The sequence below is a fragment of the Streptosporangium sp. CA-135522 genome (genome assembly GCF_050949235.1).
Lineage (GTDB): Bacteria > Actinomycetota > Actinomycetes > Streptosporangiales > Streptosporangiaceae > Streptosporangium.
Window position 1 is genome coordinate 434,532 of record NZ_CP192026.1, and the last position, 25,696, is coordinate 460,227.

Here is a 25,696-nt window from a genome sequence, read left to right on the forward strand (position 1 = left end):
GCGGAGCCGGTCGCCGGGGATCACAGCCACTCACCAATCGCCGCGATCTGTACGGTGGCCAAGTAGCGGACGGCGAGCTTGTCGTATCGGGTGGCCACGGCCCGGTACCGCTTGAGCCGGTTGATCCCGCACTCCACGGCGTGCCGCAGCTTGTAGTCCTCCCGGTCGAATACCGGCGGTCGACCGCCGGCGCTGCTGCGGTTTCCGCCCGGCAATCTGGTCGCGGCGCTCCGGGATCGTGGCCCGGATGCCCCGACGTCGCAGGTAGACGCGGTTGGCCTTCGAGCAGTACGCCTTGTCGGCCCGCACCCGATCCGGGCGGAAGCGGGGACGGCCAGCACCCAGGCGGGGCACCCGAATCGCCTCCAACACGGGCACGAACTGTGGACTGTCGCCGCGCTGCCCAGCGGTGACGACCAGGGACAACAGGCGCTGTCCGTGTTCACAGGCCAGATGAATCTTGCTGGTCAGGCCGCCGCGGGAGCGACCCAGGGCGTGGTCGGCCGGTTCGATGTCCACCCCGCCCGGCGGCTCCTTCTGGGCTGCGCCGTCGCGGCGGGCGCCGGCGGCGTGCTGATGGGCCCGGCTGATCGTGGAGTCCACCGACACGTCCCAGATAATCCGCCCGGCAGCATCGGCCCTGGTCTGCAGCTTGATGAGCAGCATGGCCCACACGCCCTCGCGCTGCCAGCGCCGGAACAGTGAGTACACCGTCTGCCATGGACCGTACTCCTCGGGCAGGTCACGCCAGGGCACACCGGTCCGCACGCGATGCCGAACCCCGTCGATCAGCCTGCGCTGGAACAACGCCGGTCGGCCCGTTGCCGCCACCGGTAACAACGGCTCCAGCACCGCCCACTGCGCATCACTTAAGTCCCCACGCGCCACGCCGAGATCATCCCGGTGCAGCGCGATCAACGCGACAGGGTTCTAAGACACGCCCTAGGCGCCCGGACGGCGCATGGGGGTGACGGGCGCGGGCAGGGGCATGCCCCGCTCGGCCCACAGGGCACGCATCCGGTCGGGATAGTCGGTGACCAGCCCGGCCACTCCGAGATCGAGCAGTTCGGCGGCCCGGCCGGGCTCGTTGACGGTCCAGGGGACCACCGGCAGCTCGACCTTCTCCGCGCGGCGCGCGAACTCCGCGTCCACCAGCACGTGCTCGGGAGACACGGTGGTGCCCCCGGCCGCCACGGCGGCGGCCGGGACGTCGCCGTCGAAGTCGTCGAGCCGCAGGCCGTTGAGCCAGACGGCGTCCATGGTGGCGCGCTCGATCAGGGCGTATCGCCGGGTGACGGGCGCCAGGGAGCGTGCGATCTCCAGGATCCGCCAGTCGAAGCTGAGGATCGCCGCCCCGTCGAGCCGGTGGTGCCGGTCGAGCTCGGCCACCACCGCCTCGGTGAACTCGCGGGGGTCGGCGCTGAGCTCCGGCCTCGTCGGATCGGACTTCAGCTCCACGTGCAGCCGCACGCCGTCGGCGCCGTAGGCGTCCACCAGCCCCAGCACGGCGCCGAGCGTCGGCATCCGGGTGTCCGGCACCGGCACCTGGGTCCGGACGAAACGGTCCTCGGGATGGCGCGGCAGCCGTACGCCGCAGTCGAGGGTGCGCAGCTGCGCCCAGGTGAGCCGGCCGATGGGCCTGCCCACGTAGGGGAAGAGCGGGTCGCCGTGGCGGGCCGGCCGGGTGTCGGCGCTGGTCACCGCCGACACCGTGAGGTCGTGGGTGAGCACCAGCCGCCGGTCGGCCGTCATCGCGACGTCGAGCTCCAGCGCGTCGACGCCCAGTTCGAGGGCGTGAGCGAACCCGGGCAGCGTGTTCTCCGGGCGGAGCCCCCGGGCTCCGCGGTGACCATGAATCTCGACATGCACACAGGGACCCTACCGACCTCGTGCGCCGATCTCTCGATATGGCTCACGCCTGGCGGTCGCCAGGCGCGAACCTTACCCGCAGGAGAACTAGATCATCGAGTGGATCTGGAGCGTCTGGGTACGGCCGGGCCCGACGCCGATGGCGGAGATCCGGGCGCCGCTCATCTGCTCCAGGGCCCTGACGTAGGCCTGCGCGTTGGCGGGCAGGTCGTCGAAGGACTTGGCGCCGGAGATGTCCTCCTGCCAGCCGGGGAACTCCTCATACACCGGCTTGGCGTGGTGGAAGTCGGTCTGGGTCATCGGGATCTCGTCGTAGCGGACGCCGTCCACCTCGTAGGCGACGCAGACCGGGATCGTCTCCAGGCCGGACAGCACGTCCAGCTTGGTGAGGAAGAAGTCGGTGACGCCGTTGATCCGGCTGGCGTAGCGGGCGATCACCGCGTCGAACCAGCCGCAGCGGCGGTTACGGCCGGTGGTCACGCCGTACTCGCCGCCGGTGGTGCGCAGCCACTCGCCCATCTCGTCCTCGAGCTCGGTCGGGAACGGGCCGGAGCCGACGCGGGTGGTGTAGGCCTTGAGGATGCCGATCACCCGGGTGAGCCGCGTCGGCGGGATGCCGGAACCGGCGCAGGCGCCGCCGCTCGTCGGGGAGGAGGAGGTGACGAACGGGTAGGTGCCGTGGTCGATGTCGAGCAGGTTGCCCTGGCCGCCCTCCAGCAGCACGACCTTGTCCTCGTCGAGGGCCTTGTTCAGGATCAGCGTGGTGTCGGCGATGTGCGGCTTGAGGCGCTCGGCGTAGCCGAGATACTCCTCCAGCACCTTGTCGGCGTCGATCGCCCGACGGTTGTAGATCTTGGTGAGGATCTGGTTCTTCTCGCCGAGGGCGACCTCGATCTTCTTCTGCAGGATGCCCGGGTCGAGCAGGTCCTGGACCCGCACGCCCATCCGGTAGATCTTGTCGCCGTAGGCGGGGCCGATGCCCCGGCCGGTGGTGCCGATCCTGGCCTTGCCGAGATAGCGCTCGGTGACCTTGTCGAGTGCCTTGTGGTGAGGCATGATCAGGTGCGCGTTGGCCGAGATGAGCAGCCGCTCGGAGGAGACCCCGCGAGCCTGGAGGCCGTCGATCTCGCTCAGCAGCACGCCCGGATCGATGACGACACCGTTGCCGATCACCGGGATGACGTTCGGGGAGAGCACTCCCGTCGGCAGTAGGTGCAACGCGTACTTCTGGTCGCCGATGACGACCGTGTGACCCGCGTTGTTTCCGCCCTGGTATCTGACGACGTAATCAACCTTGTCGCCGAGCAGGTCGGTCGCCTTACCCTTGCCCTCATCGCCCCACTGGGCGCCCACGAGAACGACAGCCGGCATCGCTAATCTCCCACCACAAAAACGAAAACCCCTGACGCAATCGCGACAGGGGCTCTTGCGAGGAGAGAATACCCGACCGGGTCACATATGGGGGATCTCCCACCCTCCGATGGGAGATCCCGGGGGCTCAGCGGCCGATCAGCTCCTTGGCGGCCTCTGAACTGGAGTCCTTCAGGAACTGGAAGCAGCGTTCGGCCTCGTCCTTCTCGCCGATGGCCTGGGCGGCGCGAGCCAGCGCGTGCAGACAGCGCAGGAAACCGCGGTTGGGCTCATGCTCCCAGGGGATCGGGCCGTGCCCCTTCCAGCCCGCCCGGCGCAGCTGGTCGAGGCCACGGTGATAGCCGGTGCGGGCGAAGGCGTACGACGTCACGGCGTGCCCGGCGGCGAAGTATTCGTCCGCGAGCGCGCCCCAGGCGGCGGGGAAGGAGGGGAAGCGCGCGGCGACGTCCGACGCTTGCGCGCCGGACTCCAGCGCCTCCCGGGCCTCGGGCAGGTCCGGCAGCCGAGTGGGCGGCGGGCCGGCGAGAAGGTTCTCGTGCGATTCCATAACGACAGTCCTACCCGTTGGACCGGGGTCAGGCCAAGATCGGCCCCCGAAGACTTGTCCCGGAGGCCGATGTTTCGCGCCGCGTGGACCGGGCGGTGGCCTGCCTGAGCCGTTTCGTTCCGTTCAGGCCGGGTGGTGGCTGGCCTGAGCTGTTTCGTTCTGTTCGGGCCGGGTGGTGGCCGGCTTGAGCTGTTTCGTTCTGTTCAAGCCGGGCGGCCGGCCTGAGCCGTCGCGTGCCGCCCGGTCCTGGCGCCAACGGACTCAGGAGAGCTTGGTGCCGGCGGACTTCAGGTGCCGGCACGCCTCGACGATGCGAGCCGCCATCGAGGTCTCGGCGGCCTTGCCGTACGAGCGGGGGTCGTAGGCCTTCTTGTTGCCGACGTCGCCGTCCACCTTGAGCACGCCGTCGTAATTCTTGAACATGTGGTCGGCGATCGGGCGGGTGAAGGCGTACTGCGTGTCGGTGTCGATGTTCATCTTGACCACGCCGTAGGAGATGGCCTCGTGGATCTCCTCCAGCAGCGAGCCGGAGCCGCCGTGGAAGACCAGGTCGAAGGGCTTGTCCTTGCCGTACTTGGCGCCCACGGCGTCCTGGATCTCCTTCAGCACCCCCGGGCGGAGCTTGACGTGGCCCGGCTTGTAGACGCCGTGCACGTTTCCGAAGGTCGCGGCGAGCAGATAGCGGCCCCGCTCGCTCAGGCCGAGGGCCTCGGCGGTGGCGAGGGCGTCCTCGGCCGTGGTGTAGAGCTTCTCGTTCATCTCGCCGACGACGCCGTCCTCCTCGCCGCCGACCACCCCGATCTCCACCTCCAGGATGATCTTCGCGCGGGCGGTCTTCTCCAGGAGCTCCTGGGCGATCTCCAGGTTCTCCTCCAGCGGTACGGCGGAGCCGTCCCACATGTGCGACTGGAACAGCGGGTCCTGGCCGCGCGCCACCCGCTCCAGGGAGATGTCGACCAGCGGGCGCACGAAGCCGTCCAGCTTGTCCTTGGGGCAGTGGTCGGTGTGCAGGGCGACCGTCACGGGGTATTTCGCCGCCACGACGCGGGCGTACTCCGCCAGGGCCGTCGCGCCGGTCACCATGTCCTTGACGGTGGCGCCGGACAGGAACTCGGCCCCGCCGGTCGACACCTGGATGATGCCGTCGCTCTCCGCCTCGGCGAAGCCTCTGAGCGCGGCGTTGAGGGTCTGGGACGAGGTCACATTGATCGCCGGATAGGCGAACTCGTTCGCCTTGGCCCGGTCGAGCATCTCGGCGTAGACCTCTGGGGTCGCGATAGGCATCGGTGTCATCTCCCTCGAGACGGCTGTGAACAGCTGGCGCGGGACTTCTGGAGGCACAGCCCGTTGGCCAGTATTCCGGGTTCCTTCCCACCCGGATAGCTCCGTCACCACTTCTGCCTGTGCCAACTCTCGATCTGGGGTCTCCATCGCCGGTAGGCTTCACCGCGATGGACCTCCTGCACAATCTCCTGGACCCCAAGTGGTGGCTGGGCCTGCTCGGCCCCTTCGCCACCATCGGCGTCCTCGGGATCATCTTCGCCGAGACCGGACTGCTGCTCGGCTTCTTCCTGCCGGGCGACTCGCTGCTGGTCGCGGCGGGCGTCTTCAGCACCCCCGAGGCGGCCGCCGCCATCGAGGGCCTCAAGCCGCTGTCGCTGCCGTTGCTGCTGGTCCTGGCCCCGATCTGCGCCATCGCCGGCGCCCAGCTGGGCCATCACCTCGGCGCCACCTACGGCCGCCGGATGTTCGACCGGCCCAACTCCAGGCTCTTCAAGCAGGAATACGTCTACAAGGCCGAGCACTACTTCCAGAAGTTCGGTCCCGCCAAGGCCGTGGTGCTGGCCCGGTTCATCCCCATCGTCCGCACGTTCCTCAACCCGGTCGCGGGCATGCTCGGGATGGACCGCAAACGGTTCTTCCTGTGGAACTGCGTCGGCGGCATCATCTGGACCGACGGCATGCTGCTGTTCGGCCGCCTGGTCGGGTCCGCGGTGCCCGACATCGACAAATACATCCTGCCCGGCGCTCTGGTGATCGCCCTGCTGTCGGTCATCCCGATCATCCGGGAGATCATCAAGGGCCGCAAGGAAGGCGCCCCCGGCGTCCCGCTTCCGCAGGGCAAGCACCACCGTGGCGAACCCAGCGGCGACAGCCGGCGCTGACCGATCCCGCGATCGGGCGTGAGACTTCCTCACAGCCGCTACCCTCCACTGTGTGGGACGCCACAGGTCTGATCCGATGGGCATCGCCCGCCTCGCGCTCGTGGGCTTGGCGGTGCTGGCGCTCGTCGCCCTGATCGTGGCCGGCGCCCTGTCACTGGCCGGGGTGCTCAGCTCCGATACGGAGCCCGCCGCGCGGCCCGCCACGTCGTCCACGCCGACCGCCGCCGCTCCCTCCGCGACTCCCGAGCAGGTGCCCACGGTCCGCGTCCAGTGCCTGCAGGAGCACTGCCCCAAGGTCTTCCTCAAGGTGACCGCGGGCGACGTGCTGCTCGACCGGGAGATGGACAAGGACGAGCAGGTCCAGTCCTTCGACGCGAAGGTCGACGTGGTGCTGGCCGACTCGGCCGCCGTCCGCGTCGAGGTGAACGGCGCCGTCCGCTCCCCGGGCAAGGCCGGGGAGCGCCAGGAGTTCACAGCCTCCCGCGAGTGACCCTTTCCGCGGTGCGCTCTTTCGGCGGTGCGCTCTTTCCGCGGTGCGTCCCTTTCAGGCCAGGCCGAGGTCCTGCAGGCTGTAGGCGGTCCGGTACGGCAGGCCCGCTTCGGCGATCGCCGAGGCCGCGCCCCGGTCCACGACCGTGGCCACGGCCACGACCTCGGCGCCGGCCTCGCGCAGCGCCTCCACGGCGGTCAGCGGGGACCCGCCGGTCGTGGAGGTGTCCTCCACCGCCAGCACCCGCCGGCCCACCACGTCGGGCCCCTCGATCCTGCGCTGCATCCCGTGCGCCTTCTGCGCCTTGCGGACCACGAACGCGTCGAGCGTCCGGCCCCGCGCCGCCGCCGCGTGCAGCATGGCGGTCGCCACCGGGTCGGCGCCCAGGGTGAGCCCGCCGACCGCGTCGTAGTCGAGGTCCTCGGTGAGGTCCAGCATGACCCGGCCCACCAGCGGCGCCGCCCGCCCGTCGAGGGTCACCCGGCGCAGGTCCACGTAGAAGTCGGCCTCCTTGCCGGAGGACAGCACGACCTTGCCGTGCACGACGCCCTTGTCCTTGATCTCCGCCAGGAGACTCTCACGATCGCTCATGGCAACAAGGTTAGGGCGGTTTCGACAGCGCCCGGATCGCGCCCCCGCCCGGGCGGCGCCGCCGCGGACCTTTCCGGAGGAGACCGGCCGGAGGCAAAGGCGTGATCCCGGTTTAGTCATGCCGTGAAGTGCGGAATTAGCCGGCAGGCGACCCCGGGTAATCGTGAGGTAACAATGAGTGCCAAAACCTCTCAAGGTGATGCTGAACTGCTGACCGAGACGCGGCTCGGGAACGCGACGGCCTACGGCGTGCTGTACGAACGGCACGCGTTCGCGGCCCGCGTTCTCGCCCACCGGCTCGTCCGGAGTCCCGCCGAGGCCGAAGAGGTCCTGGCGAAGACGTTCACCGGGATCCTCGACCTCGTCAGGCGGGGTGGCGGCCCGAGGGAGGCCTTCCGGCCCTACCTGCTCACCGCGCTCCGCCGTACGGTCCACGACCGGGCGTGCGGGGAGAGCGGGCGGGCGTTCGAGCCGGGAGCGCCCTTCGCGGACCCGGCGCTGAACGGGCTGGAACGCTCGCCGGTGGCCCGGGCCTTCCTGTCGCTGCCCGAGCGCTGGCAGCTCGTCCTGTGGCACACCGCCGTCGAGAGGTCCAGGGCCGCCGAGGTCGCCCTCCTGCTGGGAGTGACTGCCAACGGGGTGGCCGCGCTGGCCTACATGGCCAGGGAGGGCTGGCGTGAGGCCTACCTGCGGGCGCACCTCGCCGGAGCTCCCCGGCAGGGATGCCGGCCGATGCTGCGCAGGATGGTCGCCTACGTGCGGGGCGCCCTGGCCAGGCGGGAGAGCCGGGACCTGGACGAGCACATGGACGGCTGCGACGACTGCCACGAGGTGTTCCTGGAGCTCGCCGACGTCAACCAGGGGCTGCGCGTCATCGTCGGCCCGCTCGTCGCCGGCACCGCGCTCGCCGGATACCTCGCGGCGCTGGACAGGGCGAGCGCCGCGGACGCGAGGGGGCCGCTCGGCTGGTGGCGCCGGGCGCCGATGTCCCATCGGCGGGCCGTCGCGGGGGGCGCGGCGGCCGGCGCGGCCGCCCTGGCGGCGACTCTCGTACTGGTCTCGGCCCAGGGGCTCCGGGCCGCGCCCGCGGCGTCGGTCCCCGCTCCTGCGCCGATCGCCGCCGCCCCGGCACCCGCTTCCGGGCCGGAGGGTCTGCCGTCCCCGTCGGGAAGACCGGGGAAGGCGAAGTCGGGAAGACCGGGGAAGGCGAAAAGGCCGTCGCCGAGCCGGCCGGGAGCGGCCGCGTCTCCTCCCGGCCGGGAGGCGGGCCCCGTCGGCGGGCGGACGGACGCCGGCGGCGGGGGAACGGGTCCCGCGCCGCGCCTGGTCGCCGGGATCGACGCCCTCGGCGCGCTGGTCCGCTCCGAGGCGGGCATCGTGGCGGTACGGCTGCGCAACGCCGGCCGGCGCGAGAGCGGAGAACTCGTCGCCGATGTCGGCCTGCCGGACGGGGTGACGGTGCTCGCGGCGGCGCGCCGGGGACGGGCGGTCGCCGTGGTCAAGCCGGTCGGCACGGTAGACGGCTGGACCTGCCGGGCCGGCGCCTCGGGCGCGAGATGCCTGCGGGGGCCGCTGCCCGCAGGCCGGATCACCGCGATCTTCCTGCGGGTCGTGGTCTCGCCGTCGGCGGCCGAGGGCTCGGCGCCCTCGGTCCGGGTATCCTCCGCCGGGGTCGCGGTGACGGCCAGGTCACGGACCGGGGTACGGGCCGTGGGAGCCCCGGCCCGGTTCGCCGCCGACGGCCGGGTGGTCACCGCCGCGGTCGGGAACACCCTGCTGGACTGCGCTCCCGCCGACTCCGCGTGCAAGGCCGCCCGGACCGGGAAGAACGGCCGCCGCGACAACGACATGTGGGAGATGAGCCCCGCCGACCGGGATCGGGATCCGTCGACGAGGAGTTCGAGCGCGGCCCGGCTGGACCTGCCGGAGACGAGCAAGCTGGTCTGGGCCGGGCTCTACTGGTCGGCGAGCGCGCCCGCCGACGGGCGGATCAGGTTCAAGGCGCCGGGACAGGCGCGGTACGCGCCGGTGCGGGCCGAGCGGGTGACGGAACGGCGGCTGCCCGCCGGCGCGGGCTACCAGGCGTTCGCCGACGTGACACGGCTGATGGGCGAGCTCCGCGGGACCTACTGGGCCGCCGACGCCTCGCTCGCGCCCGGCGTCTCGCGGCACGCCGGATGGAGCCTGGTGGTCATCGCGGCCGACTCCGGCCAGCCGTACGGCAGGGCCGTCGTCGTCGACACCGCCACGGTGGTGGACCGGCGGCACGGGCCGGCGCGGATCCCCCTGGACGGGCTGGCGCCCGCCGCCGCGCCCGCGCGGGTGGACCTGATCACCTGGGAGGGCGACGCCGGCGTGCGGGGGGACCGGGTGACGCTGGGCGGGCGCCCGCTCCGGCCTGACGGCGGCGACCGGGACGCCGGCAATCCGTTCGACGGGTCCGCCACGGGCGCGCTGGAGACGGGCACGACCTTCGGCACGGACGTGGACCGATTCCGGGCGCCCCTCGGCCGCGATCCGGTCCTCAGCGTGAGCACCGACCGCGATGTGCTGTTCTTCGGCGCCGCGGTGGTGCGGGTCCAAAGGCCCGAGTGACAAAAGAGGAGCCGAATGGAACGGGCCAACAAAGGTTGGTAAAAGTACGGCCGACGGGCGCGCTTTCAAGAACCGGACGAACTGGTACGGTCTGCGTGAACACTCCGGCCTATGGTCAGGCACAGGTCGAATCGTCGGGATTCACCCTCGGGCGATCAGTTGCTTGATTACCCTGAGGAAGGGCCGTCTGTCTGGTCTCTCAGAGGGCTTTCAGGCTTGTCTGAGCCGAAAGGGCGGGCCACGTAGGAAGGGCGGTGTCGCGTGGATCGCTGCGCGCTGTTCGTGGACGCTGGCTACCTGCTGGCCGACGGCGCGATGGCCGTGCATGGGACCCGCCATCGCGAAGCAGTCTCCTGGGACTACCCGGGCCTGCTCACCTTGCTCAGCAACCTGTCCAAGGAGCGCACCGGGCTGCCGCTGCTGCGCTGCTACTGGTACGAGGCGAGCGTCGAGGGCCGCCGCACCGCCGAGCACGACGCGCTGGCCGACATCCCCGGCCTCAAGCTGCGGCTGTCGCGCATCCGCCCCGGCCGCCGCGAGGGCGTGGACGCCCAGGTCCATCGCGATCTGATGACGCTGGCCCGCAACAACGCGGTCTGCGACGCGGTGGTGGTCAGCGGCGACGAGGATCTGGCGCAGGTCGTCTGCGACGCCCAGGATCTCGGCATCCGCGTCACCGTGGTGCACATCAGCGCCGACGGCAGCTGGGCGGTGTCCCGTTCGCTCCGCCAGGAATGCGATGATCTGATCGAGATCGGCGGCAGCCACCTGAGGCCGTACGTCAACCTGGCCGCCTCGGACGCACCGGCACCGGTCAACGGCCACCAGCCGAGCGGCAACGGCCAGGCCACTGTTCCGCACGTCAACGGTGTCCAGGCCGCCGCCTCCGCGGGTCAGGCTCCCCGGCCCGCTCCCGCCCCCTCCCAGCCGGCGCTGCCGACCTATCCGAGCTACACCCACGAGCCCCCGTCGGCTCCGCCGCCCCAGCCTCCGCAACCGGCTCCGGCCGCGCAGCCCCAACCCCTGGCGGCACCCAACGGCCCGACGGGCCCGATGCCGACCGCACAGCAGTACACCTCGGGCAACACCGGCGGCATGCCCGGCTACCAGCCCGGCCAGCTCGGCGTCTACACCGGCCCGCAGCCGACTCCCATGCCGATCCAGAACACGGCCGGCAGCAGCACGACCACCCTCTCCGACGCGGTGAAGGCCGCCCACAAGGAGGGCCACGACTTCGGCGAGTCCGTCGCCAAGGACGCTCCCGCCCTGTGGCTGGAGGCCGTGCTCGCCCGCAAGCCCCGCATGCCCTCCGACCTGGAGGCCCGCCTTCTCCAGGGCTCCTCCCTGCCGATCGACTTCCTGCTGCACGACGAGGTCCGCCACGCCCTCCGCCGTGGCTTCTGGGACGCCCTGGAGCGCGCCCGCCGCTGAGACCCGTCCCGGAGCGTTCCGCCCCGGCCCGGATCGTCGTGCCGCCGATCCTGTTCGAGACTCGGAGCCCGAGGAGCGGGTCCAAGGCGTGTCCCGTGATCATGTGACGGGGTCGCGGAGCCAGATGCGGATCGAGGCGACGTCGATGGACCCGGTAACCACTTTCAACCATCGCGCCGGCGTGGAATCCTTCTGCGAGAAGGAGGACGCGTGACAGCGACACGAGTACTGGTGCTCGGCCTCGATCCCGCCAAGATCCAGGGCTGGGACCCCGAGCCTGTCCAGGCGGCGATAGCACGCGGTCAGGCCCGCTTCGAAGATTATGGCGTCGAGGCCGACTGGTGCCTGGTGGCAGTCGAGGAGAACCCTGAAGGAGCGATCGAGGAGGCGCTGACCCGCAAAGACTACGTCTGCGTGGTGATCGGGGGCGGTATCCGCACGCACGAGCCGTTGCTCGAACTCTTCGAGAAGGTGGTCAACCTGGTCCGCCGGCACGCGCCCGACGCAGCCATCGCCTTCAACAGCAGCCCCGAGAGCTGCGCCGACGCAGCTCTGCGATGGCTGCCCTAGCACATGTCGCGTGACCCCATCACATGATCGCGGGACACGCCCTTGCCGGTGTCCGACAAATGATCACGGTGGTGCGGTTGGATGATCGTTCGTGGTGCGACGAGGTGAGCTGACCGACAAGGCCTGGCAACGGATCGAGCCCCTCCTATCCGCGACGGACGGCAGGGGACGTCCCTGGCGTGATCACCGCGAGGTCATCAACGGGATCTTGTGGCGGTTGCGGACCGGATCGCCCTGGCGCGACATCCCCTTCGACAAGCTCGCCGGCCGCTATCTCGCAGGCGTCACCCTGGCATCCGTCATGCTCTGGCTCCGCCACTTTGAATTGTCAGACAGGCCTTAGGCCCAGACGGGCTCTCCACGGTGCGTCGTCGTCGACAGCACCTGGCAGCCCATGCGGCGGGCCGCGTCGAACAGTGTCACGCGAGCCCGCTCCTCGTCTTCGGGCGGGAAGGCGACCCGGATCCGGTGACCGTAGGCCGTCTCGTAGGTCAGCAGCCAGCCGAGGTCCGTGGCGGCGAAGTGGTCCTGCCGGTCGCCGTCCTCGTCGTCGTAACCGCCCCGGTCCGCCGTGGGCGCGAGCGCGTCGCGCAGGATCCGCAACCGCTCATGGTAGGGCGACTCGCCCTCGGACAGCTCGATGTAGACGTGTTCGCGCTCGCGAAACGGCTCGAACCACGGCGACGCCTCGACCTCGTCGGGCAGTATCGGCGTGGTGATCCGCCCGCTCAGCCAGCCGTGCAGGAACTCCACCGCGCCGACGTCGTGCGCGTCGTAGGCGATGTTGCGCGGGTTCCAGACCACGACGCGCCAACCGTCCGGTTCTCCCTCGGTCAGCCAGCAGAGCGAGTCACCGTTGTCGGTACCGGCCCACTCCAGCAGCCCGCCGGGTTCCGGGTAGAACGGGTGAGGGCATTCGTCGGGATACTTCTCACGGAAGGACCGCTCTCTGTCCAGCAGTCGCTGAGCGCGCTGGACCAGCAGGTCGTGAGTGCCGAACGGAGTCAGCGGCGTGACGAAGTCGACGAACTGGCCAAGGCCGTATCGCTCGATGAGCGTCTTGAAATCAGCGGGCAGCTCAAGCCCGAGGGCGGCCTCGACCGCACTCCAGTCGCCTCGCGCGTCGACCGGTTCCACGGGCGGCGGTACGAGGCGGATCAATTCGTCGATCATCGTCATGGCCCGCGAGTGTAGCGAGCCGGCGTGGCCGAAGATCCGCCTTGACCGCCGTCCGGCCCGGTCACGACGCCCGAGGATCGCGGGAGGGGATATCGATCCCTGTTCATCCGGTTCCGCGCCTGATCCGCGAGCCAGGCCTAGATCCGGCGGTTCCGCGCCTGATCCGTGAGCCAGGCCTAGATCCGGCGGGCCCGCTCCAGGTAGCCGACCAGGGCCGCCATGCGCTCGGCCGGCCAGGGAAGCCGGGCGCCGAGTTCGGCGCCGTCGTCCCGCCACATCCGCCGGGCGGCCGCCGCCGTCTCCCGCCCCGGCTCAGCCGGAGGATGGAAACGGGCACCCAGCGCGTCCCACCGGGCCACCAGGCCGGCCACTCGCGGGTCGTCCACCGGCGTGCCGGCCGCCACGTGCGCCAGCAGCTCCTCCACCAGCGCGGCCCACTCGCGCTTGGCCGCCTCGACGGCCTCGGGGCCGAGCTCGGCCCGGCGCTCGGCCAGCCGGTCGCGCTGCTCCGGGGTGAAATGGGTCTCGTACACGGAGATCAACTCCAAGGTCGCCATGAACTGGTCCGGATCGGGCATCTGGCGGGCGTCGATCCGCTGGAGCAGCCCGCCGATCCGCTCGCGCAGCTCCCCGATACGTACGGCCTGCTCCTCCAGGCCGCGCAGCTGGGCCGCCAGCAGGTCGCGCAGCGCGGCCAGGTCGTCGTCTTGGCCGGTCAGCACGCTGGCCAGCACGCCGGCGATCGCCTCCAGCGACAGCCCGAGCGCGCGCAGCGCCCGGATCCGGTAGAGCCGCCGCAGGTCCCGCCCGGTGTAGCGACGGTGTCCTGACACCGTCCGCTCCTGCGGCACGAGCAGCCCGATCCGGTCGTAGTGGTGCAGGGCTCGCACGGTCATCCCGCTCGCCCGGGCCAGTTCGCCGATGCTCCACCGGCGACCGCCGTCCGTCTCGATCACGTGCCTCACGCTAGAACCTGCCGCCGCGTCAGGTTCAAGTGGTCCCGGACGCCCTTGGAGGACCGCTCGGGTCGCCCCGCTCCGCCGCCACAGCCGGGGCCAGGTTCGGTGGAGATCTTCCCTTCATTGGGTCCGCGCCGGTTCTTTGGCGGGTCCCCGCAGGTCAACGTCTTGCCAAGCATTGGATCCGGTGCACGTGTCCGCGTGCCCCCGGTCCCGTCGTCAGGCAACTCTGCCCTCCAGCGCCAGCGCCGCCCTTTCCGCGGCCTGGCAGATGGAGGCAATCCGTTGCCGGACGAGAGGAAGTCGATGATGAGGCACATCCGACGGATGTGTTACCCGGTCGCCGCGCTGGCGATGCTGACCGGACCGCTGACCCTGCTCAGCGCGAACCAGGCCGACGCCGCGCGGATCGATCCGGGTCGGGCGGCCCTGCGTGCCGCACCCGACCCGGCGTCCTGCCCCGGACGGGTGGCATTGGTCAACGGCAGCTTCGAGCGGCCGGCCGTCGTCGGCGGCGCGGTCGGTTTCTTCCCCGACGCCTCGCAGAACGGCGTGCCAGGCTGGCTGACGACGGCCACCGACCACCAGATCGAGCTCTGGACCGGTCCGCCCAACCCGACCAACGCCGTGCCCGCCGCGGGCAGGCAGTTCGCCGAGCTGAACGCCAACCAGGTCTCGACCCTCTACCAGGACCACCCGACCACCCCGGGGGCGAAGCTGTACTGGCGGCTGTCCCACCGTGGCCGTCTGGGCGTCGACACGATGAGCCTGGACATCGGTGCCCCCGGGGCGCCGGTGCGGCAGCAGGTGGTCTCCGACGGCGCCGGAAGCTGGGGCTCCTACACCGGCACCTACACGGTGCCCGACGGGCAGACGATCACCAGGTTCTCCTTCCACTCCATCTCGGCGGCCGGCGGCAACCCGGGCATCGGCAACTTCCTGGACGACGTCTTCTTCGGCACCGCGCCCTGCGTCGTCGTCACCAAGGACGCGATCCCCGTCGGTCCCGTCGACGTCGGGGACGTGGTCACCTACCGGCTGATCGCCCGGAATGAGGGGGGCGCCGCGGCGGAGAACGTCCGGCTCACCGACGCCATCCCGGCCGGGACCTCCTACGTGCCCGGCTCGCTTCGCGTGGTGAGCGGCCCCAACACCGGGATCAAGACCGACCAGCCTGGCGACGACCAGGGCGGCTTCGACCCCGTGACGGGGAAGGTCTCCTTCTCGCTGGGCGACGGCGCGACCGGCGCGACGCTGGGCCGGCTGCCCAACACCGCCGAACTGCCCGGCGGGACCACGGTGGAGTTCCAGGTCAGGGTCGACCGGGCCGCCGCGGGCAAGCAGATCACCAACCAGGGCGCCGTCGACTACGAGAACCGGCTCGGCTCCACCCCGGAGCCGCTGACCTCGACCTCCGGTGACGTCGTCACCAGGGTCAACCCCGCCGTCGACCTGAGCCTGGTCAAGTCCGCCGACCTGACCAGGGCCACCGTCGGCCAGACCGTCACCTACCGCATCGCCGTCCGCAACGCGGGCCCCAACGACGCCACCGGGGTCACCGTCAAGGACGTGCTGCCGGCCGGCCTCTCCCTCGTCTCGGCGACGTCTTCGGCCGGCGCCTACGACCCGGGGACCGGGGTGTGGACGGTGGGCGCGCTCGCCAAGGGCAGCACGGCCACGCTGACGATCCACGCCAAGGCCATCGCCGCCGGAACAAAGATCAACACCGCCACCGTCGGCGGCGACCAGAAGGACCTCGACCCGACGAACGACACCGACACCGTCAGGGTCTGCGTCGACCCCGCCCCGGTCTGCGCGGACTGTGACCCCACCCGATGCGCATCCTGCTCGCCACGGCCGAAGGGGTGATCCCCGGGACGGCCGACGCGGAGCCGTGCTGTCGCGGCGGCCGTCCGGGCTTCTGAAGCCTGACTTCTAACTCCTGAGCCTGTCCCGACCGCCTGCGACGGCACGGTGCCTGCCGTCGCGCAAGCGCGGCCGGGACAGGCTCCAGGATGTGGTGGCCGGGTCGAAATCGGTGGGGGCTTTTCTTGTTTCCCCGACTCACGACCCGCACCGGAAGAGCTCTGGCCCTGCTCCTGATGCGGGCGACTACTCCTTTGACGCGTTGTCGCGTTCCTCGGGAAGGGTGACGAAACTGCCCATATGAGGAACGGTGTAGAGCAGTCCCTCTTCTCTGAGCTGCCGCACGACCTTGCGGGCGGTCTCCCTGGCCACGCCGAACTCCTGAACGAGCTGAAGCTCGGAGACCAGATACTTCGGCGGGTACGTGCCGGAGACGATGCGCTCGCGTATCACGTCGGCGATCTGCCGCCACTTGGGCCGATCCGGCTCGAACTCGATCATGCTGACAACGATAGAAATCGCTGGTCAGGGACCTTTATTCGCCTACGTCTATCCATGTCTATAGACAAGGATAGTCATTGAGTTTTAGAGTGAGGGCATGGCATCGGTGGGCAGCAGGTGAAGTCGTTCCGGGGCGGGCTTCCCCGTGCCGTCCTGAAGTGCAGTGATCGTGAAGGGTGCTGTGCGACACGGTCGGTGTGCTGCTCATCGATGTCCACATTGATTGGTGACGTGCGGACGGAGCGCAGGGAGCGGGTCGTGAACGCCTTGAACCGTATGGGGGAGCGGCATCACGGCATCCACGTGGCTCCCTTGCAGAAGGAGCACGAGCTGGTGGCCTGGCGGACGGCTATTCCGCGCGCGGACCGGATACGGATCCGTGAGCACACCTGCGACTGCCGCACGATCAGCTACGAGCTGTGCCAGGGAGGCGGACTGATGTTCGTCCGCCGGACGTACAGGTCCGGCGGTGTGGTCGTGCACGAGAGCGACTGGCTGCGGACGGGGGAGGCGGAGCCGTTGTGGCGGCTGCTTCTCCTCGGTCAGGCGCGGTGATCGGCTTGTACGGCGTCGGCCTCGGCGCGGGTGCGCCTCAGATCGGCCGGGTCCGGGCCATGCTCTCGGAAACCTCGCGTCTGGTGTGGCCGAGCTCGGTCTCAAGCTGGTCGATCACGCTGGCGACGACGTCCTTGATTCGTGCGGCTGTTCCGGCCTCATTCCCGGAGCAAAGGCGTCAGACGACGGCGAGCGCCTTGGTGATGTTCCACTCGGCCAGGTCCAGCATCCACTGCCGATTCGGGAAGTCGGTGTCCGCGATCCGCAGCGGGCCCTCGATCAGGGACAGCACCTGGGCGTACCGGTAGAGCTCCAACCTGTGGGGGTCGAGATCGACCGGACGCAGCACCGGGTATGCGTCGCCGAAGCGCATCTGCAGCCAGGCGTGCTCCCACTCGACGTCGAAGTACGCCAGGCCCTCGAAATCAATCATGACGGGTTCGCCGGCAGGAGTGACGAGCACGTGGTCCGGTCCGAGTTCGCCGTGTACCAGCCCGTACGTCTCGCGTGCCGTCACCACGCCACGAAGGTGACGCACATGTCCCGCGATCCGGTCATGTGCGTCCGCCAGCCGGGCGTCGCGGGTCGCCGCGGCGTCGAGGTGGCCGAGCGCCCGGTCCACGATGATGTCCTCGGTGCGTCGGGTCTGGGGCGCCTTGCCGCGGGTGATGGCGGCGAGCTTGCCGTACTTCGGGCCGAGCGTGGTGTGCATGCGGCGCAAGGCGTCACCGAGCGTGGACAACGGCATGGCAGCCGCGGCCGGGTCGTGTTCCATCAACTCTTCGAGCTTCACCGCGCCGACGTCCTCGACCAGTGCGACGTCGGCCTCGAGATAGCGGCCGTCGCGGTCGAGCATCAGCAGCCGTGGGGTCCGCACGCCTGCGGCGGCGAGGGCCGCGTGGTTGGTGGCGAACAGTTCCGCGCCCGACGCGTCGGTGAACGGGTCGTCCGGGACGGTCGGCGACGGCGGCCAGTAGTTCTCGCCGGTCGCCCATACGTAGAGGATCGCGGTCGTCTCGTCGTCCAGACGGAGCCGGTAGACGCCCTTCTTGCTGCCGCCGGTCAATCGGTCCAGCGCGGCGAGCCGCCGGCCACCGCCGAACTGTTCCGCTACCAAGTCGCGCACATCGTCCGGCTGCAAGAACGCCCGTGTCATGATCGCCTTTCGTCAGGTCGACCGACCATGCTGCCTGAGTCAGCGGTACCTCGCAATCGAGTCAGCGGCGGGTGGGCCGCCATGCGTCCACGCAGCCGACGTGCCCGGCGGACGGCGTCTGCCGTCCTGATTACCGCGTCACCGACACCATCTGATCGGCCGATGCCGTCCACCCCCGAGCAAACCCAGCGCAGAGTAGCCACTGTCACACAAAGCTACTTCGGGGCTCAGGACACATTCGGGAGAACACCCTCGACAGGAGTGTGATTACGGCGAGGCGGAGGCTTTCGCGGTGAATTTCCAGCCGCCGGCCTGCGGCAGGCCGGCGGTCGTCACGGCGGCGAGCGGAAGCAGCACGCCCCGGCCCCGGCTGCCGGTCAGCCCGTCGATGACCGGTTCGGTCAGCCAGACGACCGCCACCGGCGGCGCCGAGGGCACGGCGCCGAGGGCACGGCGCCGGCCGGCTTCATTCCGGCCGGCGCCACGTGTCGCATGGTGATCGTTCAGTGGGGGTGTCGATCAGCGCCAGGGAGTGCAGCCCGTACGGCCGCCGGCGATGCAGCACGTCCGGAACACGATGTAGCCGACGTCCTTCCACTCCTGCCAGCACGTGTCGGCGGCCGCGGAGGTCGTGGGAAGCAGTTTGTCGAGAATGCGGTCGCCCAGTTTGCCGAGGGAACGGATCATGAGATCTCCTCTGTGGAGCCGTGCGGTGTGATCGACACCGGTTGTTCGTAAGCGATGAGCACTTCGCCCGCCGCCGTCTTGCGACGCCGGAGTGGGTGATCATCGCTCTTTCGCGCCTGCAACGTAAGCCAGATCAAGATCAAGAAATAATGGGAGAGATCGCCGTGTCGGATGGGCGCGTTTCAACAGTTTGTGATCTTGACATTGGTTCGTGGATCACTAACGGGCTGGTCCCGGCGCCTGCGCGGCCGGCTTTGGACAGGTCCCAACATTCCTGACCGTGGAAACAGATTCCAATATTCCTGATGGCGGAAAGCTCTCTGGGTGGCGGCCCGGCTTCGGCCCCGACCTCGGCGCGGCGCTCCCACATCGGTTCGCGATCGATCGGCGATTCCCCGTGCCGGAGGCGGTTCCTGCAGAGATCCCCGATAAGCGGACCAGATCACCGTGGTATCACAGGCCGATCCGGCCGTGGTGGGCCGACGGCGGCGGGCCGGAGCGTCCCGCCGGCGCCGCCGCCCCGCGAACCCCGGGAAACACGAACCCCGGGAAACACGAACCCCGGGAAACGCGAACCCCGGGAAAATGGCGCCGCCCCCGGAAACCGGAAGGGCGCGTCCCGCCGGTCAGGTGAGCGCGTCGAAGCCGGCCCGGAGGTGGCTGAGGCGGTGGGAGAGGTCGGCCAAGGGGCCCGCGAGGCTGGGGTCGTTGGCCTTGCGCGCCAGCTCGCTGACCCGGGTCAGCTCGTCCTCGACCGCGGTCAGCCGCCTGGACAGCTCGGGGAGCACGGCTCCCTGGTCCGCCGCGTCGCCCGGGGGCAGCTCGGTGGTGAGGCGCTCGCGGAGCATGGAGGCCTGCTCCGCCAGGCGGCGGTTCATGTTGTAGAGCTCGACGAACACCGCGACCTTGGCCCGCAGCACCCAGGGGTCGAACGGCTTGGTGAGGTAGTCGACGGCTCCGGCGGCGTAGCTGCGGAAGGCGTAGTCGGGCGCGCTGTCGACCACGGTCAGGAAGATGATCGGAATGTTGCGCGTGCGTTCCCGGCGTTTGATGTGGGAGGCGGTCTCGAAGCCGTCCATGCCGGGCATGCGCACGTCCAGCAGGATCAGCGCGAACTCGGTGTTGAGCAGGGCCTTGAGGGCCTCCTCGCCCGACCTGGCTCGCACGGGCACCAGATCGAGCGAGCTGAGGATGGCCTCGAGCGCGATCAGGTTCTCCTCCCGGTCGTCCACAAGGAGGATCTTGGCTCGGTCCGGCATCTCACGCCCTTTCGTCTGTGGCAACGGCTGGCTTGCCCCGGGTGAGCCAGCCGCGCAGACGTTCCAGCAACCGGTCGACGTCTACGGGCTTGGGCACGTAGTCGGAGGCGCCGGAAGCGATGCTCTTCTCCCTGTCGCCCTGCATGACCTTAGCGGTAAGCGCGATGATCGGCAGATCGGCGAACTGGGGCATCCGGCGGATCGCGGACGTGGTGGCCCAGCCGTCCATCTCGGGCATCATGATGTCCATCAGGACCAGCGCGACGTCCTCGTTGCGTTCGAGCTGCTCGATGCCCTCGCGGCCGTTCTCGGCGTAGACCACCGTCGAGCCGTACCGCTCCAGCACGCTGGTCAGCGCGAACACGTTGCGGATGTCGTCGTCCACGATCAGGATCTTGGCCCCGGCGAGGGGGTCGTCACCGCCCTTCCACGTCTTGCCGTCGCCCTGCGGGAAGTCCTCCTGCGGGAAGTGCGAGGCCGGAAGGTCCTCCGACATCGCTATCTCCGGCAGGTCGTCCGGCTCCTCCAGCACCCCGACGAGGGTCTGGCCGCGTGAGGAGGAGTTGGGGGCGGCCGCCCCGCCGTCGCGCGAGGCGAGCGGCCCGCCGTAGGAGGGCGGCAGGTAGAGGGTGAAGGTGCTTCCCTGGCCGACCTCGCTGACCACGTGGATCTCACCGCCGAGCAGGCGGGCGATCTCGCGGCAGATGGACAGGCCCAGGCCCGTCCCGCCGTACTTGCGGCTGGTGGTGCCGTCGGCCTGGCGGAACGCCTCGAAGATGACCTCCAGCTTGTCGGCGGCTATGCCGATGCCGGTGTCCACCACCTCGAAGGCCAGGATGCCGTCGGCGCCGCGCAGGGTGTCGTCCACGAAGGCCACGGCGCGCTGGGCGTGGATCACGCGCAGCCGTACCTCGCCCCTGGGCGTGAACTTGATCGCGTTGGAGAGCAGGTTGCGCAGCACCTGCTGCAGGCGCTGCTCGTCGGTGCGCAGCTCCTGCGGGATCGACGGGTCCACCTCGACCGCGAACGACAGTCCCTTGTCCTGGGCCAGCGGCGCGAAGGTGGCCTCGAAGTAGTCGACGAGCTTGGGCAGGGAGATCTGCTGGGGATGGATGTCCATCCGCCCGGCCTCGACCTTGGACAGGTCCAGGATGTCGTTGATCAGCTGGAGCAGGGCGGAGCCGGCGCCGTGGATGGTCCTGGCGAACTCCACCTGCTGGACGGTGAGGTTGCCCTCGGCGTTCTCGGTGAGCAGCTTGGCCAGCACCAGCAGGCTGTTGAGCGGGGTGCGCAGCTCGTGGGACATGTTGGCCAGGAACTCGGACTTGTAGCGGGAGGAGACCGCGAGCTGCTCGGCGCGCTCCTCCAACGTACGGCGGGCCTGCTCGATCTGGAAGTTCTGGATCTCGATGGCCCGGTTCTGCTTGGCCAGCAGCGCGGCCTTGTCCTCCAGCTCGGCGTTGGAGCGGCGCAGCTCCTCCTGCTGGCGCTGCAGCTCGTCGGAGCGCTCCTGTAGCTCGGTGGTGAGGCGCTGCGACTCGGTCAGCAGGTCCTGGGTCCGGGAGTTGGCGATGATCGTGTTCATCGTGACGCCGATGGTCTCGACGAGCTGGGTCATGAAGTCGTGGTGGACCTCGCCGAACTGGCTGAACGACGCCAGCTCCACGACGCCCAGAACCTGGGTCTCGAACAGGATCGGCAGCACGACGATCTGGGCCGGGGCGGAGGAGCTGAGGCCGGTGTCCACGGTGAGGTAGTGCGAGGGCACCCTCTCCAGGACGATCCGCTTGCCCTCCAGGGCGGCCTGTCCGACGATCCCCTCGCCGACCGCGAAGCGCTGGCGGATCGTCGAGCCGGGGCGCGCGCCGTATCCGGCGATCAGGTAGAGGTCGTGGTCGCCGACGGGCTCGGCCAGGTAGAAGGCGCCGTAGTGGGCGGAGACCAGCGGGGTCAGCTCGCTCATGATCAGCTTGGCGACCTCCATCAGGTCGCGGTGGCCCTGCATGAGCCGGGAGATCCGCGCCAGATTGGACTTCAGCCAGTCCTGTTCCTGGTTGGCGGTGGTGGTGTCGCGCAGCACCGACACCATCGTGTTGATGTTGTCCTTGAGCTCGCCGATCTCGCCCCCGGCGTCGACGGTGATCGAGCGGGTCAGGTCGCCGCGGGCGACGGCGGTGGTGACCTCGGCGATCGCGCGGACCTGGGTGGTGAGGCGGCCCGCCAGCTCGTTGACGTTCTCGGTGAGCCGCTTCCAGATGCCCTCGGCGCCCTCTACCCGGGCCTGGCCGCCGAGCTGGCCCTCCGAACCGACCTCGCGGGCGACGCGGGTGACCTCGGAGGCGAAGGAGGACAGCTGGTCGACCATCGTGTTGATGGTGGTCTTCAGCGCGAGGATCTCGCCCTGGGCGTTCACGTCGATCTTGCGGGTCAGGTTGCCGGTGGCCACCGCGGTGGTGACCTCGGCGATGTTGCGCACCTGGTAGGTCAGGTTGTTGGCCATGGAGTTGACGTTGTCGGTGAGGTCCTTCCAGACGCCGGAGACGCCGCGGACGCGGGCCTGGCCGCCGAGCTGGCCCTCGGTGCCGACCTCGCGCGCGACGCGGGTGACCTCGTCGGCGAACATCGACAGCTGGTCCACCATCGTGTTCAGGGTGTCCTTGAGCTGGAGGATCTCGCCCTGCGCGTCCGCGGTGATCTTCTTGGACAGGTTGCCCTGCGCCACCGCGGTGGACACCGCTGCGATCTGACGCACCTGGGTGGTCAGGTTGTTGGCCATGACGTTGACGTTGTCGGTGAGGTCCTTCCAGGTGCCGGAGACGCCGCGCACCTGGGCCTGGCCGCCGAGCTGCCCCTCCGAACCGACCTCGCGGGCGACCCGGCTCACCTCGGAGGCGAAGGAGGACAGCTGGTCGACCATCGTGTTGATGGTGGTCTTCAGCGCGAGGATCTCGCCCTGGGCGTCCACGTCGATCTTGCGAGTCAGGTCGCCGGTGGCCACCGCGGTGGTGACCTCGGCGATGTTGCGCACCTGGTAGGTCAGGTTGTTGGCCATGGAGTTGACGTTGTCGGTGAGGTCCTTCCAGACCCCCGACACGCCGCGGACGCGGGCCTGGCCGCCGAGCTGGCCCTCGGTGCCGACCTCGCGCGCGACGCGGGTGACCTCGTCGGCGAACATCGACAGCTGGTCCACCATCGTGTTCAGGGTGTCCTTGAGCTGGAGGATCTCGCCCTGCGCGTCCGCGGTGATCTTCTTGGACAGGTCGCCCTGCGCCACCGCCGTGGACACCGCCGCGATGGCGCGTACCTGGGTGGTCAGGTTGCTCGCCATGACGTTGACGTTGTCGGTGAGGTCCTTCCAGACCCCCGACACGCCGCGCACCTGGGCCTGGCCGCCGAGCTGGCCCTCGGTGCCGACCTCGCGCGCCACGCGGGTGACCTCCTCGGCGAAGGCCGACAGCTGGTCCACCATCGTGTTGACGGTGTTCTTCAGCTCGAACATCTCGCCGACCGCGTCGACGGTGACCTTGCGGCTCAGGTCGCCCCTGGCGACCGCGGTGGTGACCAGCGCGATGTCGCGCACCTGCGCCGAGACGCGGCTGGACATGGTGTTGACGGCCTCGGTGAGGTCACGCCAGCTTCCCGACATGCCGCGCACGTTCGCCCGGCCGCCGAGGCGGCCCTCGGTGCCCACCTCGCGCGCCACGCGCGTCACCTCGGAGGTGAACAGGGAGAGCTGGTCGACCATGCCGTTGATCGCCTTGCCGAGGCGGCGCACCTCGCCCCGTGCCCTGCGATCGAGGTCTATCCGGCGGGACAGGTCTCCCTTGGCCACCGCGTCGATCACATCCGCCGCACCGCTGACCGGTCCGACCAGGGCGTCGATCAGCGAGTTGACCGAGTCGACGCTCTCCGCCCAGGAGCCCACGCCCGGACCCGCGGTGAGGCGTTCGCCGAACCGGCCCTCCTTGATCACCTCGCGGCGGACCCGGTGGAGCTCGTTGGCCAGGTGCTCGCGACGGTCGGCGACCTCGTTGAGCAGCAGGCGAATCTCACTCAGGATGCCCGGCGGGGCATGCGGCACCCGGCGGCGGAAGTCGCCGTCGCGCCAGGTGATGAGTGTCTGAAGAATCGGCTTCAGATCCGATTCGCTGTAACGTCGCTCCTCGACGTCGGGCACGGTATTGGCCGTGGTCATGAGACCTCCTTGACTCCCGGGGGCGCAGCCGCGAGTCATCCCAGTCTGTCACGGTGCGCAACTCGGAGTCCCGCCTTCGATTTACACCATGACGCCGTCAAGTGTGGTAGGCACGGAACAGTGACCAATGCTCCCCGAGCCGTCCTGGCCGCCACGTTCGCTCCAGGAGACACGGCCGTTCCTGCTGCCAGGCGGTTCACCCGAGAGGTGATGACCGCCTGGGCCGCCGCGTCCGTGCTCACCGCGGCCGAGCGGCTGGCGGAGGAGTTCACCGTGGGGATGACCGAGGTGCCGTTCGAGGTGGTCTGGAGCCACCTCGACGACGGTGTGCAGATACAGGTGCGCCGCAAGGGCGCCTCCGGGGAGATCCCCGACCCGCCCGGCGTGCCGGTCGACGAGTGGGGCGTCACCTTCACCGGCGAGCATCGCATCCACTGGGCGCGCCTGCCGCTGCCCGGATCGGCCGAGCGGACGGCCGCGGAGTGGTCCACCGAGGAGCCGAGCCGGGGACCGATCTGGATGGGCTTCCTCGCCGACGCCAGCGACCTGCTGGCCGGCACCCTCGACCCGGACATGGTCCCGGCGATCATCTCGCAGATCGTCGTGCCCCGGCTGGCCACCTGGTGCGCCGTCTACACCTGGAGCGATGGCGGGGTGGGCGGCCCGCAGCGTCCGGCCTACCTCTGGCACACCGACGAGCGGCGCATCGACGGGCTGCGCGAGGAGCTCGCCACGGTCCACGTCCCGCAGTCCGGCGGCTCCATCCAGCTCGGCGACTCGCATATGCTCGTCATCCCGCTTCTCGCCCGGGGGCGGGCGCTGGGGGCGATGTGCCTGGGACGGCCTGACCGCTTCGCCGAGGACGTCTTCCAGTACGCCGAGGACATCGGCCGCCGCGCGGCCCTGGCCATGGACAACGCCCGTCTCTACGCCACTCAGGCGGCGGCCAACCGGGCGTTGCAGCGCAGCCTGCTGCCGCCCAACGAGCCGGGTGAGATCCCGGGACTCGACCCCGCCGTGGTCTACGAACCCGCCGGGGAGACCAACGAGGTCGGTGGCGACTTCTACGACCTGTTCGCGGCGGGGGACGGCTCCTGGCGGTTCGCGGTCGGCGACGTCTGCGGCACCGGACCCGAAGCCGCCGCGGTCACCGGCCTGGCCCGCCACACCCTGCGCCTGCTCGCCAGGGAGGGGTACGGCGTGGCGGCCGTCCTCGACCGGCTCAACCAGGCGATCCTGGACGAGGGCGACCGGGCCCGCTTCCTGACCCTGCTGCACGGGGAGATCAAGCCCGTGTCGAACGGGCTGGACGTGTGGATGGTCTCCGCAGGTCATCCCGAGGCGCTGCGGCTGCGGCCCACCGGGGTCGTGGAGACGGTGGTGACCTCCCAGTCGTTGCTGGGCGTCTTCCCCGAGGCGAGCTTCAAGGCCGAGCTCGTCCATCTCGACCCGGGCGACGTCCTGCTCGCGGTGACCGACGGGGTGACCGAGCGTCGCCAGGACGGCCGGCTGCTCGACGACGACGGGGGCCTGGCCAAGCTGTTCGCCGAGTGCGTGGGCCTGTCGGCGGGGGCGGTCGCCGAGCGGATCCGCCGGGCCGTACAGGACTTCGCCCCCGAGCCGAGCGCGGACGACATGGCGATCGTGGTCCTGCGCGCCCGGTGATCCGGGTTCGGCGCGGATGACGATCGCCGGTCCACGCCAGGTGGC

The 25,696-nt window shown here is 70.1% G+C and carries 22 protein-coding genes and 1 pseudogene; 9 read left to right on the forward strand and 14 right to left on the reverse strand.

What is annotated here, in order from left to right; genetic code table 11:
- Positions 1-20: 20 nt before the first annotated feature.
- The 5 genes from ACQPYK_RS02120 to fbaA form a co-directional block, all read right to left on the reverse strand.
- Positions 21-888 (reverse strand): IS5 family transposase gene (locus ACQPYK_RS02120; RefSeq protein ID WP_433258676.1). Its coding sequence is split into 2 segments (ribosomal slippage): positions 21-201 and positions 200-888, totalling 870 coding nucleotides; the frame shifts between segments, so codons are not numbered across the junction.
- Positions 889-942: 54 nt separating this feature from the next.
- Positions 943-1,869 (reverse strand): glycerophosphodiester phosphodiesterase family protein, encoded by a 927-nt coding sequence (locus ACQPYK_RS02125; protein WP_433249294.1) that lies wholly within the window; start codon positions 1,867-1,869, stop codon positions 943-945.
- An 87-nt stretch (positions 1,870-1,956) separates the two neighbouring features.
- The gene (locus tag ACQPYK_RS02130; protein WP_433249297.1) at positions 1,957-3,240 is read right to left on the reverse strand and encodes an adenylosuccinate synthase; all 1,284 of its coding nucleotides are present in this window, start codon (positions 3,238-3,240) and stop codon (positions 1,957-1,959) included.
- Between the two features lie 127 nt (positions 3,241-3,367).
- Positions 3,368-3,787, reverse strand: a complete 420-nt coding sequence (locus ACQPYK_RS02135) for a DUF3151 domain-containing protein (protein WP_433249300.1) — start codon at positions 3,785-3,787, stop codon at positions 3,368-3,370.
- A 261-nt stretch (positions 3,788-4,048) separates the two neighbouring features.
- The gene (gene fbaA / locus ACQPYK_RS02140) at positions 4,049-5,071 is read right to left on the reverse strand and encodes a class II fructose-bisphosphate aldolase (RefSeq protein ID WP_433249303.1); all 1,023 of its coding nucleotides are present in this window, start codon (positions 5,069-5,071) and stop codon (positions 4,049-4,051) included.
- 167 nt (positions 5,072-5,238) lie between these two features.
- Between fbaA and ACQPYK_RS02145 the strand changes: the two genes are divergently transcribed.
- On the forward strand, positions 5,239-5,952 hold the full coding sequence (locus tag ACQPYK_RS02145; RefSeq protein WP_433249306.1) for a DedA family protein: 714 nt from the start codon (positions 5,239-5,241) through the stop codon (positions 5,950-5,952).
- Positions 5,953-6,004: 52 nt separating this feature from the next.
- Positions 6,005-6,442 carry a hypothetical protein gene (locus tag ACQPYK_RS02150; RefSeq protein WP_433249309.1) on the forward strand — a complete coding sequence of 146 codons (438 nt, stop codon included), beginning with the start codon at positions 6,005-6,007 and terminating at the stop codon, positions 6,440-6,442.
- A gap of 54 nt (positions 6,443-6,496) precedes the next feature.
- Here ACQPYK_RS02150 and pyrE read toward each other — a convergent pair whose 3' ends face one another.
- Entirely contained in the window at positions 6,497-7,033 is a 537-nt protein-coding gene (gene pyrE, locus ACQPYK_RS02155) for an orotate phosphoribosyltransferase (protein WP_433249312.1), read from the reverse strand.
- A 174-nt stretch (positions 7,034-7,207) separates the two neighbouring features.
- Between pyrE and ACQPYK_RS02160 the strand changes: the two genes are divergently transcribed.
- The 4 genes and pseudogenes from ACQPYK_RS02160 to ACQPYK_RS02175 form a co-directional block, all read left to right on the forward strand.
- The gene (locus tag ACQPYK_RS02160) at positions 7,208-9,628 is read left to right on the forward strand and encodes a sigma factor (protein WP_433249315.1); all 2,421 of its coding nucleotides are present in this window, start codon (positions 7,208-7,210) and stop codon (positions 9,626-9,628) included.
- Between the two features lie 261 nt (positions 9,629-9,889).
- Positions 9,890-11,059 carry an NYN domain-containing protein gene (locus tag ACQPYK_RS02165; protein ID WP_433249318.1) on the forward strand — a complete coding sequence of 390 codons (1,170 nt, stop codon included), beginning with the start codon at positions 9,890-9,892 and terminating at the stop codon, positions 11,057-11,059.
- 210 nt (positions 11,060-11,269) lie between these two features.
- Entirely contained in the window at positions 11,270-11,629 is a 360-nt protein-coding gene (locus ACQPYK_RS02170) for a hypothetical protein (RefSeq protein WP_433249321.1), read from the forward strand.
- A gap of 91 nt (positions 11,630-11,720) precedes the next feature.
- A pseudogene (locus ACQPYK_RS02175) lies at positions 11,721-11,879 on the forward strand (transposase); the annotation flags it as partial.
- An 89-nt stretch (positions 11,880-11,968) separates the two neighbouring features.
- Here ACQPYK_RS02175 and ACQPYK_RS02180 read toward each other — a convergent pair.
- Positions 11,969-12,808: an SMI1/KNR4 family protein gene (locus tag ACQPYK_RS02180; RefSeq protein ID WP_433249324.1), complete on the reverse strand. Its 840-nt coding sequence runs from the start codon at positions 12,806-12,808 to the stop codon at positions 11,969-11,971.
- Between the two features lie 176 nt (positions 12,809-12,984).
- The gene (locus ACQPYK_RS02185) at positions 12,985-13,764 is read right to left on the reverse strand and encodes a MerR family transcriptional regulator (RefSeq protein ID WP_433249327.1); all 780 of its coding nucleotides are present in this window, start codon (positions 13,762-13,764) and stop codon (positions 12,985-12,987) included.
- Between the two features lie 309 nt (positions 13,765-14,073).
- Between ACQPYK_RS02185 and ACQPYK_RS02190 the strand changes: the two genes are divergently transcribed.
- Entirely contained in the window at positions 14,074-15,636 is a 1,563-nt protein-coding gene (locus ACQPYK_RS02190) for a DUF7507 domain-containing protein (RefSeq protein ID WP_433249330.1), read from the forward strand.
- A gap of 243 nt (positions 15,637-15,879) precedes the next feature.
- Here ACQPYK_RS02190 and ACQPYK_RS02195 read toward each other — a convergent pair whose 3' ends face one another.
- Positions 15,880-16,134, reverse strand: a complete 255-nt coding sequence (locus tag ACQPYK_RS02195; protein ID WP_433249332.1) for a GntR family transcriptional regulator — start codon at positions 16,132-16,134, stop codon at positions 15,880-15,882.
- A 258-nt stretch (positions 16,135-16,392) separates the two neighbouring features.
- On the opposite strand from ACQPYK_RS02195, the gene ACQPYK_RS02200 reads away from it, so the two are divergent.
- On the forward strand, positions 16,393-16,689 hold the full coding sequence (locus ACQPYK_RS02200; RefSeq protein ID WP_433249334.1) for a hypothetical protein: 297 nt from the start codon (positions 16,393-16,395) through the stop codon (positions 16,687-16,689).
- A gap of 178 nt (positions 16,690-16,867) precedes the next feature.
- Here ACQPYK_RS02200 and ACQPYK_RS02205 read toward each other — a convergent pair whose 3' ends face one another.
- The 5 genes from ACQPYK_RS02205 to ACQPYK_RS02225 form a co-directional block, all read right to left on the reverse strand.
- Positions 16,868-17,845: a phosphotransferase family protein gene (locus ACQPYK_RS02205; RefSeq protein WP_433249337.1), complete on the reverse strand. Its 978-nt coding sequence runs from the start codon at positions 17,843-17,845 to the stop codon at positions 16,868-16,870.
- Positions 17,846-18,112: 267 nt separating this feature from the next.
- Positions 18,113-18,283 carry a hypothetical protein gene (locus ACQPYK_RS02210; protein ID WP_433249340.1) on the reverse strand — a complete coding sequence of 57 codons (171 nt, stop codon included), beginning with the start codon at positions 18,281-18,283 and terminating at the stop codon, positions 18,113-18,115.
- Positions 18,284-18,364: 81 nt separating this feature from the next.
- On the reverse strand, positions 18,365-18,532 hold the full coding sequence (locus ACQPYK_RS02215; RefSeq protein ID WP_433249343.1) for a hypothetical protein: 168 nt from the start codon (positions 18,530-18,532) through the stop codon (positions 18,365-18,367).
- Positions 18,533-19,158: 626 nt separating this feature from the next.
- On the reverse strand, positions 19,159-19,791 hold the full coding sequence (locus tag ACQPYK_RS02220; protein ID WP_433249346.1) for a response regulator: 633 nt from the start codon (positions 19,789-19,791) through the stop codon (positions 19,159-19,161).
- Position 19,792: 1 nt separating this feature from the next.
- Positions 19,793-23,986, reverse strand: a complete 4,194-nt coding sequence (locus ACQPYK_RS02225) for a HAMP domain-containing protein (protein ID WP_433249349.1) — start codon at positions 23,984-23,986, stop codon at positions 19,793-19,795.
- A 120-nt stretch (positions 23,987-24,106) separates the two neighbouring features.
- Between ACQPYK_RS02225 and ACQPYK_RS02230 the strand changes: the two genes are divergently transcribed.
- On the forward strand, positions 24,107-25,651 hold the full coding sequence (locus ACQPYK_RS02230; protein ID WP_433249352.1) for a PP2C family protein-serine/threonine phosphatase: 1,545 nt from the start codon (positions 24,107-24,109) through the stop codon (positions 25,649-25,651).
- Positions 25,652-25,696: the final 45 nt, after the last annotated feature.

What these genes read in the sequence shown, in the direction of transcription:
- ACQPYK_RS02130 (WP_433249297.1), bottom strand. Translation starts at nt 3,240, where the DNA reads ATGCCGGCTGTCGTTCTCGTGGGCGCCCAGTGGGGCGATGAGGGCAAG.
- pyrE (WP_433249312.1), bottom strand. Translation starts at nt 7,033, where the DNA reads ATGAGCGATCGTGAGAGTCTCCTGGCGGAGATCAAGGACAAGGGCGTC.
- fbaA (WP_433249303.1), bottom strand. Translation starts at nt 5,071, where the DNA reads ATGCCTATCGCGACCCCAGAGGTCTACGCCGAGATGCTCGACCGGGCC.
- ACQPYK_RS02205 (WP_433249337.1), bottom strand. Translation starts at nt 17,845, where the DNA reads ATGACACGGGCGTTCTTGCAGCCGGACGATGTGCGCGACTTGGTAGCG.
- ACQPYK_RS02135 (WP_433249300.1), bottom strand. Translation starts at nt 3,787, where the DNA reads ATGGAATCGCACGAGAACCTTCTCGCCGGCCCGCCGCCCACTCGGCTG.
- ACQPYK_RS02215 (WP_433249343.1), bottom strand. Translation starts at nt 18,532, where the DNA reads ATGATCCGTTCCCTCGGCAAACTGGGCGACCGCATTCTCGACAAACTG.
- ACQPYK_RS02180 (WP_433249324.1), bottom strand. Translation starts at nt 12,808, where the DNA reads ATGACGATGATCGACGAATTGATCCGCCTCGTACCGCCGCCCGTGGAA.
- ACQPYK_RS02220 (WP_433249346.1), bottom strand. Translation starts at nt 19,791, where the DNA reads ATGCCGGACCGAGCCAAGATCCTCCTTGTGGACGACCGGGAGGAGAAC.
- ACQPYK_RS02225 (WP_433249349.1), bottom strand. Translation starts at nt 23,986, where the DNA reads ATGACCACGGCCAATACCGTGCCCGACGTCGAGGAGCGACGTTACAGC.
- ACQPYK_RS02160 (WP_433249315.1), top strand. Translation starts at nt 7,208, where the DNA reads ATGAGTGCCAAAACCTCTCAAGGTGATGCTGAACTGCTGACCGAGACG.
- ACQPYK_RS02195 (WP_433249332.1), bottom strand. Translation starts at nt 16,134, where the DNA reads ATGATCGAGTTCGAGCCGGATCGGCCCAAGTGGCGGCAGATCGCCGAC.
- ACQPYK_RS02145 (WP_433249306.1), top strand. Translation starts at nt 5,239, where the DNA reads ATGGACCTCCTGCACAATCTCCTGGACCCCAAGTGGTGGCTGGGCCTG.
- ACQPYK_RS02190 (WP_433249330.1), top strand. Translation starts at nt 14,074, where the DNA reads ATGATGAGGCACATCCGACGGATGTGTTACCCGGTCGCCGCGCTGGCG.